This window comes from Microbacterium sp. NPDC056057 (assembly GCF_042266945.1).
GTDB lineage: Bacteria > Actinomycetota > Actinomycetes > Actinomycetales > Microbacteriaceae > Microbacterium > Microbacterium trichothecenolyticum_C.
In genome coordinates this window covers 24,460-40,790 of the sequence record NZ_JBHJWS010000005.1, presented here as the reverse complement: position 1 = coordinate 40,790, position 16,331 = coordinate 24,460, and the positions used below count along the sequence as shown (strand labels likewise).

The following is a 16,331-nucleotide window of genomic DNA, read 5'->3' as shown; positions in this document are numbered from 1 at the left end:
ACGCGAGCCGCCGCTCGAGCCGCTATGCCAGCTCGAGCGGCGGCACTCCCGGCGTCTCGAAGCCGAACACCTGGCCGAGGAACCCGAGCTCGGCCTCCATGGTCCGTACGAGTGTCGTCGCGCTGCGGAAGCCGTGCCCCTCGCCCTCGAACGCGAGGTAGGCGTGGGCGACGCCGTTCGCCGCGAGGGCGTCGCGCACGGCCTCGGACTGCGACGGAGGCACGACGCGATCGTCGAGGCCCTGTTCGATCAGCAGCGGTGTGCGGAGTCGATCGAGGTGCGACAGCGGCGACCGCTGGACGTACAGCTCCTCGGCCTCGGGCAGCGGCCCGACCATACCGTCGAGATAGCGGGCTTCGAAGTCGTGCGTGTCCTCGGCGAGCTTGCGGAGGTCCGCCACGCCGTACCGGCTGATGCCGGCGCCGAACACGTCGGAGTTCGTCAGTGCGCACAGCACCGTCCAGCCGCCCGCCGAGCCACCCGCGATCGCGAGCCTGGCCCCGTCGGCGGTGCCCGCCTCCGCGAGTCCGCGGGCGGCGGCCACGACGTCGTCGACGTCCACGACGCCCCACTGCCCGAGCAGGCGCTCACGATAGGCGCGGCCGTAGCCGCTGGAGCCGCCGTAGTTGACGTCGAGCACGCCGATTCCGCGGCTGGTCAAGTACGCGATCTTCCCGGATGCTGCGCCGCCCACGTGATCGGTCGGACCGCCGTGCACGAACACCACGTACGGGGGCCGCTCACCGTCGGGTCCGACGACTCCCGGGTTCGTCGGCGGGTAGTCGAAGGCGTGCACGGGCCCGTGAGGCCCGGGCACGGTGATCGGGCGGGAGCGCGGCATCCACGCGGCTCCCCACGGTGACGCACCACCGACGACGAGCTGTGCCGCCGCGGGATCGTCGACGTCGACCTCCCAGAGCCCTGCGCCGCCGGAGCCGGCGCCCGAGAGGAGCACCCGAGTGCCGCGGGCGTCCTCGATCGACAGGCGCGTCACCGCGTCGACGGGCAGCGCGCGGCGCCCGTCGGCGGTGTCGAGCACGACGAGCTCCTCCGCGCCGTTCGTCTGCACTGCAGCGATGCGCCCGTCGGCGAGCAGCGTGAACCACCGCGTGCCGAGCACCCACAGCGGCCCGCCGGTGTCGGCATCGACGGCAGCGATCGGCTCGTAGTGGAGGTCGGCCGTGAGCCGCAGCCGCCACAGGTTCCAGCGGCCCGTCGGGTCGTCGGCGTAGACGAGATCGTCGTCGTCGACCCACTCGGGCTGCAGCGGCGAGGAGCCGCCGCCGGCGACCGTGGTCCACTCCGGGCCGTCCCCGCCATCGAGTCGGCCGACGCGCAGCTCCGCGCGGTCCCAGGCCATGTGGGGGTGGTTCCACGCGATCCAGGCGAGACGCGAGCCGTCGGGCGACAGCGCGGGGTGGGCGACGAAGTCGCTGCCGCTCGCGAGCGAGCTCAGGCGCGCAGCATCCGCTCTGCCGTCGCGTGGGACGTCCACGATGTCGCGAGCCGGAACCGCGGTGCCCCGGGTGTGGTCCTCGCGCACGGCGAGCAGGCGGCCGTGCTGCAGCGTCAGGCCGCCGAAGCGGACGTCGCCGGCCTCGGGCGTGAGCGGGCGCGGCTCACCGCCCGGCTCGAGCCGCCAGACGCGCTGGTCGGTCTTCTCGACGAAGTACAGCACGCCGTCGTCGTCGGCCGTCCACGAGCCGCCGCCATACTCGTGCACGCGCGATCTGGCGCTCCACGGTGCGGGGAGCACATCGACGACGGCTCCGGATGCCGCCCTCCGGCGCACTGCGGAGCGGCCGCCCTCTTCGGGCACGGACTCGCCCCACCACACTTCCGGCTCGTCCGCGCCGACGAAGCGCGCGCCCTCCAGACGCGGTGAGGCCGCGGAGACCTCCGCGGCGGAGATGGGGGAGGGCCAGCTGCCGTAGGGGCGCACGTCGGGTGTCGTCACGCACACCACGGTACGACGAAGCCCCCGGAAGCCGCGATCGAAACAGAACGTCACAGGCGACACCGCGGGGGCGCGCTCCGCTACCGTGGACGAATCGTCGCCCGGTCGTCCTCACGGACGCCCCGAACCTCGGGGCCCGGGCAGGAGCGACAGCCGAGCCCGGCACCCGCCCGCGAATGACACCCCTTCCGCCGTCCGGCGGTGGAGGTGCCGCGGCCGATCGGGCCTTCCCGTACGGCTCAGCCCTGTCCGCCGATCCCTGAGAAGCAGGCCATGTCGATCGACCTGAGCACTCCTCCCGTGCCGATCTCCTTCGAGGTGTACCCGCCGCGCTCCGACGCGGGGGTCGCCGCCCTCCACGAGACGATCCGCCACCTGGCGTCAGTCGACCCGCGGTTCATCTCGGTGACCTACGGAGCGGGCGGCTCCACCGGCGGCCGCTCCCTCGAGCTGCTGACCCACATCCTGCGCGAGACCCACGTCGAGCCCCTCGCCCACCTCACGTGCGTCGGGAACACCTACGCCGGCGCGAACGCGCTGATCCGGGAATTCCTGGATGCCGGGATCACGAGCTTCCTCGCACTCCGAGGGGATCCGCCGGCGGGCGTATCGGAGGACGACGTCTTCCTCGGCGATCTCGACAGCGCGGCGCAGCTCGTGCAGCTGATCGACTGCGTGCAGGCGGAGCGTGAGCCCTACAGCGAAGCGCCCATCCCCGGCGTGCCGGGCGCGGTGCGGCTGGCGGAGCGCCCCCGCGTCGACATCGCCGTGGCGGCGTTCCCGAACGGCCACCCGCGGTCGAGGCATCCGTTCGAAGACATCGACGCGCTGCTCGCGAAGCAGGCGGCCGGCGCCACGCTCGCGATCACGCAGCTGTTCTTCCACGCCGACGACTACCTGGCATTCGTGCAGCGATCGCGCGAAGCAGGCGTCACGATCCCGATCCTCCCCGGCATCATGCCGATCACCTCGCCCACTCGGCTGCGCCGGGTGCTCGAGCTGACGGGGGAGCAGCTGCCGGCGGACCTCGCCATCGCGCTCGACATCGAGCCCACCGTCGAAGGGCAGCGGGAGGTGGGGGTCGCGCACGCCGCGCGACTCGCGCGGCAGGTCGTGGACGGGGGCGCCCCCGGCGTCCACCTGTACGCGTTCAACAACCATGAGACGGTCCTCGACGTGCTGAGCCAAGCCGGGGTGCTCGACCCCGCCGCGCGAATGCCCGACGCCGTCCGCTGACCCGGACGCCGCGATCCGTCGGATGCCCGACGGGTCTCTTCGGCGACCCCGAAACCCCCCACTCCGAGATGAACGAAGCGAAAGAGAGAGCACGATGACCGAACCTCGCAGCACCTTCCCCCACGGCACGATCCTGGGCTATCCCCGGATCGGGCGCCGCCGCGAGCTCAAGCGCGCGGTAGAGGCGTACTGGGCCGGCACCGCCGACGCGGAGACCCTGGAGCAGACCGCGGCCGGTCTGCGCCGCGCGACGCGGGAGCGCCTCGCAGGCCTCGGCCTCGGCCGCGACGACTCGTCGATCCCCGAGTCCTTCTCGTTCTACGACCAGGTGCACGACGCGGCCGTGACCGTCGGGGTGCTGCCCGAGCGGTTCGCCGCGCTGCGCGACGCCGACGGCGCGATCGGGATCGACGCGTACTTCACCGCCGCACGCGGGGCGGGCGACGATGCCCCCCTCGAGATGACCAAGTGGTTCGACACGAACTACCACTTCCTCGTGCCCGAGATCGGCCCCGAGACGGTCTTCTCCCTCTCGAGCGACCGGTTCGCGCGCCAGGTGGCCGAGGCCAAGGCCGACGGCTTCACCGTCCGACCCGTGATCGTGGGCCCGGTGACGCTCCTCGCTCTCGCGAAGGCAACGGATGCCTCCCCCCAGGGCTTCGACCCGCTCAGCCGTCTCGACGACCTGCTGCCGGTGTACGCCGAGCTGCTGTCCGCCCTTCGCGCCGCGGGCGCCGAGTGGGTGCAGCTGGACGAGCCCGCCCTGGTGAGCGAGAGCCTGCCTGCGGACGCGGTCGTGCTGGCGGATGCCGCGGCCCGCGCGTATGCCGCGCTGGGCGTTCGCGGCGACCGCCCGGCGATCCTCGTCGCGGCGGGGTACGCGCAGCTGTCGCCGGAGGCGTGGACGGCCCTCGCGGCGGCCCCGATCGAGGCCATCGCCATCGACCTCACCCGGGGCGCGGTGCCCGACGCGGTTCCGGGCCTCGACCGCAAGACCCTCGTGGGCGGCGTCGTCGACGGACGGAACGTCTGGCGCGGTGACCTCGATGTCGCATGGGAGCGCCTGCAGGCGCTGAGCGCCGTGGGCGCGTCGGAGATCAGCGCGGGTACCTCGACCTCGCTCCAGCACGTGCCCCACGACGTCGCCGACGAGTCCGCGCTCGACCCGCGGCTGGCGTCGTGGCTCGCGTTCGCCGACCAGAAGGTCGCGCAGGTGGTGACGCTCGCCACCGGCCTGGTCGAGGGCCGCGAGGCCATCGCCGAGCCGCTGGCCGAGGCATCCGCCGCCCTCGCGGACCGTCGCAGCGCACCCGGGGTGCGCGACGGCGCCGTGCGCGAGCGGGCCGCGGTGCTGGACGCCGGTGACTTCGAGCGCGGCGACTACGACGCCCGCGTCGCGGCGCAGGATGCCGAGCTCGCGCTGCCCGTGCTGCCCACCACCACGATCGGGTCGTTCCCGCAGACCGGCGACATCCGCCGGGCGCGGGCTCGTCACGGCCGCGGAGAGCTCGGTGCCGACGAGTACCAGCGGTTCCTGCGCGACGAGATCGCGCGCGTCGTGACGCTCCAGGAGGACATCGGCCTCGACGTCCTCGTGCACGGCGAGGCCGAGCGCAACGACATGGTGCAGTACTTCGCCGAGAACCTCGACGGCTTCGCGGTGACGGAGAACGGCTGGGTGCAGTCATACGGCTCGCGTGCGACGCGGCCGTCGATCCTGTGGGGCGACGTGTCACGACCGACGGCGATCACGGTCGCGTGGTCGACGTTCGCGCAGTCGCTCACCGACAAGCCCATGAAGGGCATGCTGACCGGGCCGGTGACGATCCTGGCGTGGTCGTTCGTCCGCGACGACCAGCCGCTCGGCGAGACGGCGAACCAGGTGGCGCTGGCGCTGCGGGATGAGATCGCCGACCTCGAGGGCGCGGGCATCCGCGTCATCCAGGTCGACGAGCCGGCGCTGCGGGAGCTCCTTCCCCTCAAGGCGGCGGACCAGCCCGCCTACCTCGAGTGGTCGGTCGGCTCGTTCCGCCTCGCGACCGCGGGTGCCGCGCCGGCGACGCAGGTGCACACCCACCTCTGCTACTCGGAGTTCGACGTGGTCATCGACGCGATCGCGGCCCTCGACGCCGACGTGACCTCGATCGAGGCCGCCCGCAGCCGCGGTGAAGTGATCGGCGACATCCGGGCGTCGGGCTTCGCGGCCGGGATCGGCCCGGGCGTCTACGACATCCACTCGCCGCGCGTGCCCTCGGTCGACGAGATCACCGATCTGCTGGACCGCACGGTCGGCGAGCTCTCCCTGCGGCGCGTCTGGGTCAACCCCGACTGCGGGCTCAAGACGCGGGGGTACGACGAGACGGTCGCATCGCTTCGGAATCTCGTCGAGGCGACCGGACTCGTGCGGGAGCGCGTCGGCGTCAGCCTCTAGGCGCGGGGCTTCTTCCCGGATGCCTCGGCGGGCGCGGATGCGCCGGTCGAGGCATCCCCGGCGTCGGGGATGACCTCCGTGTCGTTGTCGTCCTCGACGACCACCGAGTCGGCGTCGATGACGAGGGTGTCGGCGGTGCCGTCGACGTCGGCGTCCTTGGCATCGACGGCCTCCGCGACCGCCACCGCCTCGTCGGGGCGGACCTGCAGCAGCTCGAGGATCCAGGTCACGACGAGCGCGACGATGAGCACGAGGAAGACGTCGCCGGCCGACAGCGGTCGCAGCGCGAACAGCCAGATGACGGCGAGGACGATGATGAGCGTGCGCACCAGGGTGCGGTAGCGGTAGAGCCAGCCGCCGAAGCGTCCGGTGCCGAAGCCGTGACTCGCCAGCTGCCGGCGTGCGGACGCGTTGAGGCTCGCGACGGCCTGGCGTGAGCGCACGGCGGGCGTCCAGCGTCCGGCGAACCAGCCGAGGATCGCGATGACGACGCCGAGCAGCACGGCGATGGCCGCGGTCTGCTGCATCGCGCCGACGAGGCTCTGGTACACGACGTCGAGCGCCGTGACCGAGAGGCCGAGCTGTGCGGCCGTCTGCCCGATGACCGGGTATCCGACGGCGAACGCGATCGCCAGAGCACCGCCGCCGAGCGCGAACCCGATGCCCGAGCCGAGCACCGCCGTGCTCCGGCGGCGCGCGATGAGAATGCCGAGCACGAAGAGCCCGATCGTGATGATCGGCAGCCACCAGCCCAGGGCCGTGGCGAGGGCGTAGGTGGTGCGGATGGTCACGAGGGTGTCGCCGGTGCCGATGATGATGACCTTGTCGACGGCCGGGATCAGCTGCGCGATGCCGACGCCGCGATCGATGAGGTTCTGCTTGACGCGCTCGACGATCGCCCCGAGCTGGATGCCGAGGCCTTGGTCGTTCATCACCACGATGCCGCCGCCGTCGGACGTGGCCGCGGCGGTCAGGGCGCGGTGGGCGGCGCGGGTGGTCGCCGTCCAGGTGTCGGCGAAGGCGTCCGACTCGACGACGCGCGTGACGGTCTGCGTGAGGAGGTTCTGGAGTCCCTCCGCGGCCGGTGCCTGAAGCAGCTTGAGGGCCTGTGATGCGCGCGGCGGCAGCCCGAGCTGATCGATGCCGTCGAAGACGTTGGCCGTCAGCTCCTCGAAATCGACCTGGGCCTGCACGGCCTCGACGGTCTCGACGATGATCATCTGCTGCACGGCGGGGTCGTCGGCGAGCGGGGCCAGCGTCTGCACGAACGCGGCCTCGTCGACGAGCTCCAGCCGCGCCCACGCGGTGACGATCGAGATCGGGACGAGGATCGACGCGATCACGATGCACAGCGCGGAGAAGAACGCGCGCCAGCCGCTGCCGGCCGGTCGGCTCGCCGCCCTGACCGCGGCCGGTGCGGGTTCCGTGCCCGCTTTGAGCAGCGCGTTCTCGGCCTCGAGCGCCTCCAGACGCGCCTGGAGGTCGGAAACGTCGAGCGAGGGCGTTGCGGCGGTCATTCCCCCCTTATAGCGCCTGGTCGTGATCCACCGCCACCCACCGCACCGGTTGGTGTCGAACTGTGCCTGAACGGTGGTCGAAGACGTGACCCGACGCGTACCCGAAAGCGTCAGACAGCGCGCAGCACCGCGACGACCTTGCCGAGCACGGTGGCGTCGTCGCCCAGGATCGGCTCGAACGCGGAGTTGCGGGGGAGGAGCCAGGTGTGGCCGTCGCGCTGGCGGAACGTCTTCACGGTCGCCTCGCCGTCGAGCATCGCGGCGACGATGTCGCCGTTGTCGGCGGTGGCCTGCGATCGCACCACGACCCAGTCGCCGTCGCAGATCGCGGCGTCGATCATCGACTCACCGGAGACCTTGAGCATGAACAGGTCGCCCTTGCCGACGAGCTGGCGCGGGAGGGGGAAGATCTCCTCCACCTGCTGCTCGGCCGTGATGGGTACGCCCGCGGCGATGCGGCCGACCAGCGGCACGAGCGCGGCGTCGCCGACCGACGGCGCGGCGTCGGCGGGGCTCTCGGTGGCGGTCCCGGGCAGGTCGATGAGGACCTCCATGGCGCGGGTCTTGCCCGCGTCGCGCCGCAGGTAACCGCTCAGCTCGAGCTGGTTGAGCTGGTGCGTGACGCTCGACAGCGACTTGAGGCCGACCGCATCGCCGATCTCGCGCATGCTGGGCGGGTAGCCGTGGCGGGCGATCGAGCGCTGGATCACTTCGAGGATCGCGAGCTGCTTCTCGCTCAGGCTCTTGCGCCGGCGGGTCTGGGGCTTCTCTCGCCCGGCCGCGTCGCTCATCTTCCGGCTCCGTCCTGCGCTCGGCCGCCGAGCGCTGTTTCTTCGAATGTCGGAGGCCCGTGGTGGGGTTCTCGTATCGAAACCGTATCCGGATCCCCGGCGTTGAGGTGGCAACCTCGCCGCGTGTCGCGTTCGAGAGATCGACGTCGGAACCCGGTATTGACATCGTACAGACTCGAAGATAGCTTCGGAAGAGAGGTTCGTATTCTTCACTCCCGGCCGAGTGGAGAATGCGAATCTCTCCCCATCAGGAGGAGACGAGCATGACCGCGATCGACTTCACGACGTCCGTCCCGTCGCCGGCCCGCGCCGCCGGCGCCGCAGCCCAGCGCGCCACGCGTGCCGTGGCCGGACGATCAACGCGTCTGCGGTTGACGATGCGCGGTCGTCGCGTGCTCGCCGTGCTGGCCGCTCTTCCGGCTGTGATCGCCCTGAGCGTCGCGGTGCTCGGCGGCGGCGCGGCGCTCGCCTCGCGCGACGCGGGCGCTCCCGCCGGTTCGTTCAGCACCGTCACCGTCGCGCCCGGCGAATCGCTGTGGACGATCGCCGAAGAGGTCGCCCCCGACCGCGACCCGCGCGACGTCGTCGACGAGCTCGTGCGGCTGAACGCCCTCGACACCGTCCTCGTGCAGGCGGGCCAGCGTCTCGCGATCCCGGCGGCCTACGACCGCTGATCCCGCGGTGCGTCGCGCGGCGTCACGCGGCGAGGGCGTCCCGACGCACGGGCCTACCATGGGATGGGTGAGTGCACGTCTCGAAGATCTCCCCCTGCGCGCCGACCTCCGGGGGCAGAAGCCCTACGGCGCCCCGCAAGCACCGCTTCCGGTCGCCCTGAACGTCAACGAGAACACGCATCCGGTTCCGGCCGAGGTCGCAGACGACATCCTCGACTCGATCGCACTCGCTCTGCGCGACGTCAACCGCTACCCCGACCGCGAGTTCACCGCCCTGCGCGAGGGCTTCGCCGACTATCTCGGTCACGGCCTCACCCGCGACCAGATCTGGGCCGCGAACGGCTCGAACGAGGTGCTGCAGCACATCCTGCAGGCCTTCGCAGGGCCGGGGCGTACCGCGTTCGGGTTCACGCCCACGTACTCGATGTATCCGCTGCTGACGCGCGGCACGGGTGCGGAATGGATCTCGGGCACCCGATCGGCCGACTTCACGATCGACGCCGAAGACGCGGCATCCCAGATCGCGGACGCCTCGCCCGACGTGATCTTCCTGTGCTCGCCGAACAACCCGACCGGGACCCCTCTCGGCCTGGACGTCGTGGAGGCGGTGTACGAGGCGACCGACGGAATCGTCATCGTCGACGAGGCGTACTTCGAGTTCGCCCCGCACGACGAGCGCTCGGCGCTGACGCTGCTGCCCGGGCGCGAGCGCTTGGTCGTGTCGCGCACCATGAGCAAGGCCTTCGCGTTCGCCGGGGCGCGCGTCGGCTACCTGGCCGCCGATCCCGCCCTCATCGACGCACTGCGGCTCGTGCGCCTGCCGTACCACCTCAGCGCGCTGACTCAGGCGGCGGCGTCCGCCGCGCTGCGTCATGCTCCGGTCATGCTGGGCATGGTCGACGAGATCGTCTCCCAGCGCGATCGCATCTCGGCCACGGTCGAGGCGCTCGGCTACACGCCCCACGAGTCCTGGACGAACTTCGTGCTGTTCGGCGGTGTGGCCGATCCCGCGGCCACCTGGCAGGCCCTGTACGACGAGGGGGTGCTCATCCGCGACGTCGGCATCCCGTCGCACCTGCGGGTCACCGCGGGCACCGCGGACGAGACCACCGCATTCCTCGACGCCCTCGCCTCGGTAGGATCGGCGGCATGAGCGCCGCACCACGTACCGCCTCGCTGCGCCGGGCGACGAGTGAGTCGACAGTCGAGCTGGAGCTCGATCTCGACGGCACCGGCCGGAGCCGCATCGACACCACGGTGCCGTTCTTCGACCACCTCCTGACCGCGTTCGCGAAGCACTCGCTCACCGACCTCACCGTGCGGGCATCGGGCGACACCGACATCGACGCCCACCACACCGTCGAAGACATCTCGATCGTGCTCGGCCAGGCGATCCGCGAGGCCCTCGGCGACAAGTCGGGCATCTCGCGCTACGGCGACGCTCTGGTGCCGCTCGACGAGGCGCTCGCGCAGGCCGTGGTCGACATCAGCGGCCGCCCCTACCTGGTGCACACCGGCGAGCCCGCCGGCTTCGAGCACCACCTCATCGGCGGCCACTTCACCGGCTCGCTCGTGCGACACACCTTCGAGGCCATCTCTTTCAACGCGGCACTGACCGTGCACGTCCGCGTGCTGTCGGGGCGCGACCCGCACCACATCGCCGAGGCGGAGTACAAGGCGTTCGCCCGCGCGTTCCGCCAGGCGAAGGCGCTCGACCCGCTCGTCGAGGGCATCCCGAGCACGAAGGGCGCCCTGTGACCGAAAGCGCTCCCGCCGAGCGGGAGAAGCCGCTCGTCGCCGTCCTCGACTACGGGTCGGGCAATGTCCACTCCGCGGTCAAGGCCTTGGTCGCGGCGGGCGCCGACGCGCGGCTGACCTCCGATCGCGGTCTGATCATGGACGCCGACGGGCTCTTCGTGCCCGGTGTCGGCGCGTTCCGCGCGGTGGCCGAGGCGCTGCGCGCGAGCCGCGGCGACGAGCTCATCGAACGCCGGCTCGCCGGCGGCCGCCCGGTGCTCGGCGTGTGCGTCGGCATGCAGATCTTCTTCGAGCGCGGCGTGGAGCGCGGTGTCGACACCGAGGGCATGGGGGAGTGGCCGGGCGTCGTGACCGAGCTCGACGCCCCCGTGCTGCCTCACATGGGCTGGAACACCGTCGAGCCGGGCGAGGGCTCGCGCCTCTTCCGGGGCATCGAGCACGAGCGGTTCTACTTCGTCCACTCGTTCGGTGCGCAGAAGTGGCTGCTCGACGTCCAGCCGCCGTTCCCCGAGCCCGTCCTGACGTGGTGCGAGTACGGCACGCCGTTCCTCGCCGCGGTCGAGAACGGGCCGCTGTCGGCCACGCAGTTCCACCCGGAGAAATCCGGGGATGCCGGCATCCGTCTTCTCACGAATTGGATCGACGGCCTCGGCGGGGCTACCCTCTGAGACCGTGCCGTCTGCGGGAGCGCGTGCTTCCGTGATCCGCCCCACAGCTTCCCCACGTCTGAGTCAGGATCCATGAACGATTTCGCGTCCACACCCAAGCTCGTCCTCCTGCCCGCCGTCGATGTCGCCGACGGCAAGGCCGTCCGCCTGACGCAGGGCGAGGCCGGCACCGAGACCAGCTACGGCGACCCCGTCGACGCAGCCCTCGACTTCGCGCGGCAGGGTGCCGAGTGGATCCACCTCGTCGACCTCGACGCCGCGTTCGGTCGTGGCAGCAACGCCGGCGTGCTCCGCAAGGTCATCAAGCAGGTCCGCGGCGTGCAGGTCGAGCTCTCAGGCGGGATCCGCGACGACCGCACGCTCGAGGCGGCCCTCGAGAGCGGCGCGTCGCGCATCAACCTCGGCACCGCGGCGCTCGAGAACCCCGAGTGGGCCGCCGACGTCATCGGCCGCTACGGCGACGCGATCGCCGTGGGCCTGGACGTGCGCGGCACGACGCTCGCCGCGCGCGGCTGGACGCGCGAGGGCGGCGACCTGTGGACCGTGCTCGACCGCCTCGAAGCGGCCGGCTGCAGCCGCTACGTCGTCACCGACGTCACGAAGGACGGCACCCTCAAGGGCCCGAACCTCGACCTCCTGCGCGAGCTGACCACGCGCACCCCGAAGCCGATCGTCGCCTCGGGCGGCGTGTCGAGCCTCGACGACATCGCGGCACTGCGCGACCTCGTCCCGCTCGGCGTCGAGGGCGCGATCGTGGGCAAGGCGCTGTACGCCGGAGCCTTCACGCTCGCCGAGGCGCTGGATGTCGCCGGACACTGACCCCCACGGCCACCACGGCCACGCGCACGGCGGCGACTCCGCCGGCGTGCCGTGGGAGGGTCGCAGCTTCCAGGCGAACGCGCACTCCTCCGACGACGGCTCGGCCGATCCGGCGCTGCTCGCCGCGCTCACCGCGTTCCGCGCGGGAACGGGCGGTCAGCGCGAGGTCGTCGACGCCTACCGGGCGGCGCGCCTGCTGATCCCGCTCGTCGCCGAGATGGGCGACCACGGCATCGGGGCGCACGGTCTCGAGGTCGACAAGACGCAGGAGCTCTCCATCGTCACGGTGGCCGCTCCCGACGGCCGTCGCGTGCTGCCCGTCTTCACGTCGGTCGACACGATGAGGCGATGGGATGCCGCGGCCCGGCCGGTTCCGGCCGACGGCGTCCGCACCGCCCTGTCTGCTGCGGCCGACGACACCGACCTCATCGTGGTGGATCCGGCGTCCGAGACCGAGTTCGTCATCCGGCGCCCCGCCGTGTGGGCGATCGGCCAGGGCCTCCCGTGGGAGCCGAGCTTCCTGTCGCCCGAAGTCGTGGCGGGGCTCCACGAGAGCATCGGCGGTGAGCTGTCGGTCATCGACCTCGCCGTCGAGGCCGGCGACCCCGATGCGCGACTGCGCGGCCCCGAGCTGGTGGTCCGCCTGCACCTGATGGACGGGCTCGAGAAGGCCGAGCTCGACGCGGTGCTCGCACGCCTCGCCAAGCGGTGGGCGGCCGATGACCGCATCGCCGTCCTGGTCGACTCCCTCACGGTCAAGCTCGTCCGCGCCTGACGGACGAGCCCTTGCGGCCCCCGGCCGGCCGGTGGATGATCGGCCCCGCGGAGGTGGCGGATGGAGCACGGGGCGAGGAGTGACTACGGGCGGGCGCTGCACACGGCGCACCGCCACGCGATGGCGTGGCTCGATTCGCTCGACGAGCGCCCGATCCGCCCCGAGCTCGATGCCGATGCGGTCCGCGATCGCTTCGCAGCCGAATTGCCCGATGAGCCCAGCGACGCGACCTCCGTCGTGGCGGAGCTCGTGGCTGCCGCGGAACCGGGTCTCCTGGCGATGGGCTCTTCGCGCTTCTACGGCCTTGTGACCGGTGGCACCTACCCGGCGGCGCTCGCGGCGGACTGGCTCGTGTCGGCCTGGGACCAGAACACGGGGCCACGTCAGGTCGCCGGAGCGACGGCTGCCGTGGAGGAGACCGCCGCACGGTGGCTCCTCGACGTCCTCGGGCTGCCGCCCGACAGCGGAGTCGGCTTCTCGACCGGCGCCACGGGCGCGAATCTGGCCTGTCTGATCGCCGCCCGCGACGCCCTCGTCCGCGAACGTGGGGGCGACCCCGCTGCCGGACTGCATGATCTGCCGCCCGTCCGGTTCTTCGCGGGCGACGCCGTGCACACGTCGGTCGTCCTCGCGGGACGCATGTCGGGGCTCGGTGCTCCCCGAACAGTCGGCGCGGACGCGCAGGGCCGGATCGACGTCGACGGGCTGGTGCGGGCGCTGCACGAGCACGGCGACGACCCCGCCATCGTCGCCCTGCAGGCGGGCGACGTGCACTCCGGCGCCTTCGACGACTTCGTCGCGGCCGTGGAAGTGGCGCATCTCGCTGGCGCGTGGGTGCACGTCGACGGTGCGTTCGGACTGTGGGCCGCTGCGAGCCCGCGATCGCGGCACCTGGTCGAGGGGGTCGCGCATGCGGACTCGTGGGCGACGGACGCCCACAAGACGCTCAACGTCCCTTACGACTGCGGGGTCGCGATCGTCCGCGACGAGACGGCGATGACCGCGGCCCTCGGCGCGCACGCGGCCTATCTCCCCGAGATGGCCGGCGTCGCCGACCCCTACGACCACGTCACCGAGATGTCGCGCCGGGCGCGCGGGGTTCCGGTCTGGGCCGCGCTGCGGTCGCTCGGCCGTCAGGGGGTCGCCCGACTGGTCGACGGACTGACGGATGCTGCCACCGCCCTCGCCGCGGGGTTCCGGACGATTCCCGGGCTCGAGGTGCTCAACGACGTCGTGTTCACGCAGGTGTGCCTCGCCGCGAGGGACGATGCATCGACCGCGGCGCTGGGGGAGTGGCTGCGCGCCGAGGGGACGGTGTGGGCCTCATCCTCGACCTGGCACGGACGCACGGTGGTGCGGTTCTCGGTGAGCAACCACGGCACCGATGCGGAGGCGGTCCGCCGCACGGTCGACGCGGTCGCGCGCGGCGCGGCGGCCCTGGGACTCGAGGCGTGAGCCCCGCGACCCGGAGGGTGTCGCCGGTCAGGTGACCGGGCCGGTCCACTTCTCGCCGGGGCCCTTGCCGATCGGGTCGGGGATGACCGAGGCCTCGCGGAAGGCGAGCTGCACCGAGCGCAGGCCGTCGCGGAGCGAGCGGGCGTGCATGTCGCTGATCTCGGGCGCGCCGGCGGTGATGAGCCCTGCGAGGGCGTTGATCAGCTTGCGGGCCTCGTCGAGGTCGGTCTGCGTCTCGGGGTCGTCGGCGAGCCCGACCTTGACCGCGGCGGCGCTCATCAGGTGAACCGCGGCTGTCGTGATGACCTCGACGGCCGGCACATCGGCGATGTCGCGCGAGGCCGAGGCGGCCGCCCGCTCCTGCTCCTCCCAGCGCGCTTGACGCTCAGCATCCACTGCCGTCGCGCTCGTCTGATCGCCGTCCTGGTCTCGAATCGTGTCCACGCCGTTCTCTCTGATAGACTGCTGCGGTCTCCGGTGCGTTCTGTACCGGATCGGAAAGTGGATCACATCCCACCCGCGCTTGCCGTTCCAGGCTACCGGGTCATGCACTCCGCCCCGACCGCTCTGCGGCCGGGGTAGCCGTCGGGGCGACCGGACGGGAACTCCATCACCGGAGAGGGTGCAGGAAGTCGGCGCTCGAAGCGTCTGACGGGTGGAGTGGATCTTCCTCCGCCCGCGATACGACTGCGTGTCGCGGTGGTCCAGCCCATATACCCAAGGAGTTCCGCATCAGCGATCCCCGCACCAACGACCGCATCCGGGTCCCCGAGGTCCGCCTCGTCGGTCCGAACGGAGAGCAGGTCGGCGTCGTCCGCATCGAGGTGGCGCTGCGCCTGGCCCAGGAGGCCGACCTCGATCTCGTCGAGGTGGCCCCCAACTCGAAGCCGCCCGTGGTCAAGATCATGGACTACGGCAAGTTCAAGTACGAGGCTGCGCAGAAGGCCAAGGAAGCGCGTCGCAATCAGGCGAACACCGTCCTCAAGGAGGTCCGGTTCCGTCTGAAGATCGAGGCCCACGACTACATCACCAAGCTCAAGCGCGCTGAGGGCTTCCTCCAGTCCGGCGACAAGGTCAAGGCGATGATCCTGTTCCGCGGTCGCGAGCAGTCGCGTCCCGAGCAGGGCGTGCGCCTGCTCCGCAAGTTCGCGGAGGACGTCGCCGAGTTCGGCACGGTCGAATCGAACCCCACGATCGACGGCCGCAACATGGTGATGGTGGTCGCACCGCACAAGAACAAGTCCGAGGTGAAGACCGAGCAGAACGCTCAGCGCGCCGCGAACAAAGAAGCCGCCCGCTCCGCCCGGAGTGGCGGCGCCACGCCGGCCGACGCCGCCGAGGCGACCGAGGCCCCCGCGGCCGACGCGCCGGCCGCAGCCCCCGAGGCAGCCACGGCCGAGTAAGGCCCCACAGACTCCCGCACCGCGGGATACCGACTCCCGCCTGGGCGGGAAGTGAAACGAAGGAAGAAGAGATGCCGAAGCAGAAGACCCACTCGGGCGCCAAGAAGCGCTTCAAGGTCACCGGCAGCGGGAAGCTCATGAAGCAGCAGGCGAACCTGCGCCACAACTTCGAGGGCAAGTCCAGCCGCCGCACCCGCCGCCTGTCGCAGGAGCAGGTCCTCGCCCCGGGCGACGCCAAGGTCGCGAAGAAGCTCCTCGGCCGCTGACGCGCGCCGACGCAAGTTAGGAACATCAAGAAATGGCTAGAGTCAAGCGGGCCGTCAACGCCCACAAGAAGCGTCGCGTCATCCTCGAGCGTGCCTCGGGTTACCGTGGCCAGCGTTCGCGCCTGTACCGCAAGGCGAAGGAGCAGGTCACCCACTCGCTCGTCTACGCGTACCGCGACCGTCGCAAGCGCAAGGGCGACTTCCGCCGCCTGTGGATCCAGCGCATCAACGCCGCTGCCCGTCAGAACGGCATCACGTACAACCGCTTCATCCAGGGCCTGGGCCTCGCGGGTGTGCAGGTCGACCGTCGCATGCTCGCCGAGCTCGCGGTGAACGAGCCCAAGACGTTCGCGTCGCTCGTCCAGACCGCCAAGAAGGCGCTGCCCGAGAACGTCAACGCTCCCAAGAGCGCCTGACCTCGGCATCCGTTGTCTCGAAAGGGGCGTCCTCCTCACGGAGGGCGCCCCTTTCGCATGCCCGGCCGACGAGAAACGCATGCCGGAGACGGGTCCCCACGCCCTCTCCAGACTCCGCTGGCGCGTCGTCCGGAGCCTCTGGGCGCGTGGGCCCAGCCGCGACTC

16 protein-coding genes are annotated in these 16,331 nt (G+C 71.7%); 12 read left to right on the top strand and 4 right to left on the bottom strand.

The window, feature by feature from the left end:
- Positions 1-22: 22 nt before the first annotated feature.
- Positions 23-1,957 (bottom strand): prolyl oligopeptidase family serine peptidase, encoded by a 1,935-nt coding sequence (locus ACFC1K_RS18860; RefSeq protein WP_375872788.1) that lies wholly within the window; start codon positions 1,955-1,957, stop codon positions 23-25.
- Between the two features lie 273 nt (positions 1,958-2,230).
- Between ACFC1K_RS18860 and ACFC1K_RS18855 the strand changes: the two genes are divergently transcribed.
- Entirely contained in the window at positions 2,231-3,193 is a 963-nt protein-coding gene (locus ACFC1K_RS18855) for a methylenetetrahydrofolate reductase (RefSeq protein WP_375872787.1), read from the top strand.
- Positions 3,194-3,287: 94 nt separating this feature from the next.
- Entirely contained in the window at positions 3,288-5,624 is a 2,337-nt protein-coding gene (gene metE / locus ACFC1K_RS18850; RefSeq protein WP_375872786.1) for a 5-methyltetrahydropteroyltriglutamate--homocysteine S-methyltransferase, read from the top strand.
- Here the strand turns inward: metE and ACFC1K_RS18845 are convergent.
- On the bottom strand, positions 5,621-7,141 hold the full coding sequence (locus tag ACFC1K_RS18845) for a hypothetical protein (protein WP_375872785.1): 1,521 nt from the start codon (positions 7,139-7,141) through the stop codon (positions 5,621-5,623). The two genes, metE and ACFC1K_RS18845, sit on opposite strands and share 4 nt — an antisense overlap.
- 110 nt (positions 7,142-7,251) lie before the next feature.
- Positions 7,252-7,932, bottom strand: a complete 681-nt coding sequence (lexA, locus tag ACFC1K_RS18840; RefSeq protein ID WP_310289909.1) for a transcriptional repressor LexA — start codon at positions 7,930-7,932, stop codon at positions 7,252-7,254.
- Between the two features lie 263 nt (positions 7,933-8,195).
- Here lexA and ACFC1K_RS18835 point away from each other — a divergent pair, with 263 nt between their 5' ends.
- The 7 genes from ACFC1K_RS18835 (at position 8,196) to ACFC1K_RS18805 (ending at position 14,081) form a co-directional block, all read left to right on the top strand.
- On the top strand, positions 8,196-8,606 hold the full coding sequence (locus tag ACFC1K_RS18835) for a LysM peptidoglycan-binding domain-containing protein (protein ID WP_375872784.1): 411 nt from the start codon (positions 8,196-8,198) through the stop codon (positions 8,604-8,606).
- 58 nt (positions 8,607-8,664) lie between these two features.
- Entirely contained in the window at positions 8,665-9,759 is a 1,095-nt protein-coding gene (locus ACFC1K_RS18830) for a histidinol-phosphate transaminase (RefSeq protein WP_375872783.1), read from the top strand.
- Complete coding sequence (gene hisB, locus ACFC1K_RS18825) at positions 9,756-10,364, top strand: imidazoleglycerol-phosphate dehydratase HisB (RefSeq protein WP_310289914.1); 609 nt, start codon at positions 9,756-9,758, stop codon at positions 10,362-10,364. Before ACFC1K_RS18830 ends, hisB begins: the two co-directional genes overlap by 4 nt.
- A complete protein-coding gene (hisH, locus tag ACFC1K_RS18820) occupies positions 10,361-11,032 on the top strand; it encodes an imidazole glycerol phosphate synthase subunit HisH (RefSeq protein ID WP_375872782.1) in 672 nt (223 codons plus the stop codon). Before hisB ends, hisH begins: the two co-directional genes overlap by 4 nt.
- A 72-nt stretch (positions 11,033-11,104) precedes the next feature.
- A complete protein-coding gene (gene priA / locus ACFC1K_RS18815; RefSeq protein WP_045297251.1) occupies positions 11,105-11,851 on the top strand; it encodes a bifunctional 1-(5-phosphoribosyl)-5-((5-phosphoribosylamino)methylideneamino)imidazole-4-carboxamide isomerase/phosphoribosylanthranilate isomerase PriA in 747 nt (248 codons plus the stop codon).
- A complete protein-coding gene (locus tag ACFC1K_RS18810) occupies positions 11,835-12,626 on the top strand; it encodes an SseB family protein (RefSeq protein WP_375872781.1) in 792 nt (263 codons plus the stop codon). The genes priA and ACFC1K_RS18810 overlap by 17 nt, the downstream gene beginning before the upstream one ends.
- A gap of 60 nt (positions 12,627-12,686) precedes the next feature.
- Positions 12,687-14,081 (top strand): pyridoxal phosphate-dependent decarboxylase family protein, encoded by a 1,395-nt coding sequence (locus ACFC1K_RS18805; protein ID WP_375872780.1) that lies wholly within the window; start codon positions 12,687-12,689, stop codon positions 14,079-14,081.
- 27 nt (positions 14,082-14,108) lie between these two features.
- Here the strand turns inward: ACFC1K_RS18805 and ACFC1K_RS18800 are convergent, their stop codons facing one another.
- Positions 14,109-14,525 carry a DUF1844 domain-containing protein gene (locus ACFC1K_RS18800; protein WP_375872779.1) on the bottom strand — a complete coding sequence of 139 codons (417 nt, stop codon included), beginning with the start codon at positions 14,523-14,525 and terminating at the stop codon, positions 14,109-14,111.
- A gap of 269 nt (positions 14,526-14,794) precedes the next feature.
- Here ACFC1K_RS18800 and infC point away from each other — a divergent pair, with 269 nt between their 5' ends.
- The 3 genes from infC to rplT all read left to right on the top strand — a co-directional run bounded on the left by infC (position 14,795) and on the right by rplT (position 16,166).
- On the top strand, positions 14,795-15,484 hold the full coding sequence (gene infC, locus ACFC1K_RS18795) for a translation initiation factor IF-3 (protein ID WP_375872904.1): 690 nt from the start codon (positions 14,795-14,797) through the stop codon (positions 15,482-15,484).
- A gap of 71 nt (positions 15,485-15,555) precedes the next feature.
- On the top strand, positions 15,556-15,750 hold the full coding sequence (gene rpmI / locus ACFC1K_RS18790; protein WP_018172232.1) for a 50S ribosomal protein L35: 195 nt from the start codon (positions 15,556-15,558) through the stop codon (positions 15,748-15,750).
- A 32-nt stretch (positions 15,751-15,782) separates the two neighbouring features.
- A complete protein-coding gene (gene rplT, locus ACFC1K_RS18785; RefSeq protein ID WP_045297244.1) occupies positions 15,783-16,166 on the top strand; it encodes a 50S ribosomal protein L20 in 384 nt (127 codons plus the stop codon).
- The last annotated feature ends 165 nt before the right edge of the window (positions 16,167-16,331 follow it).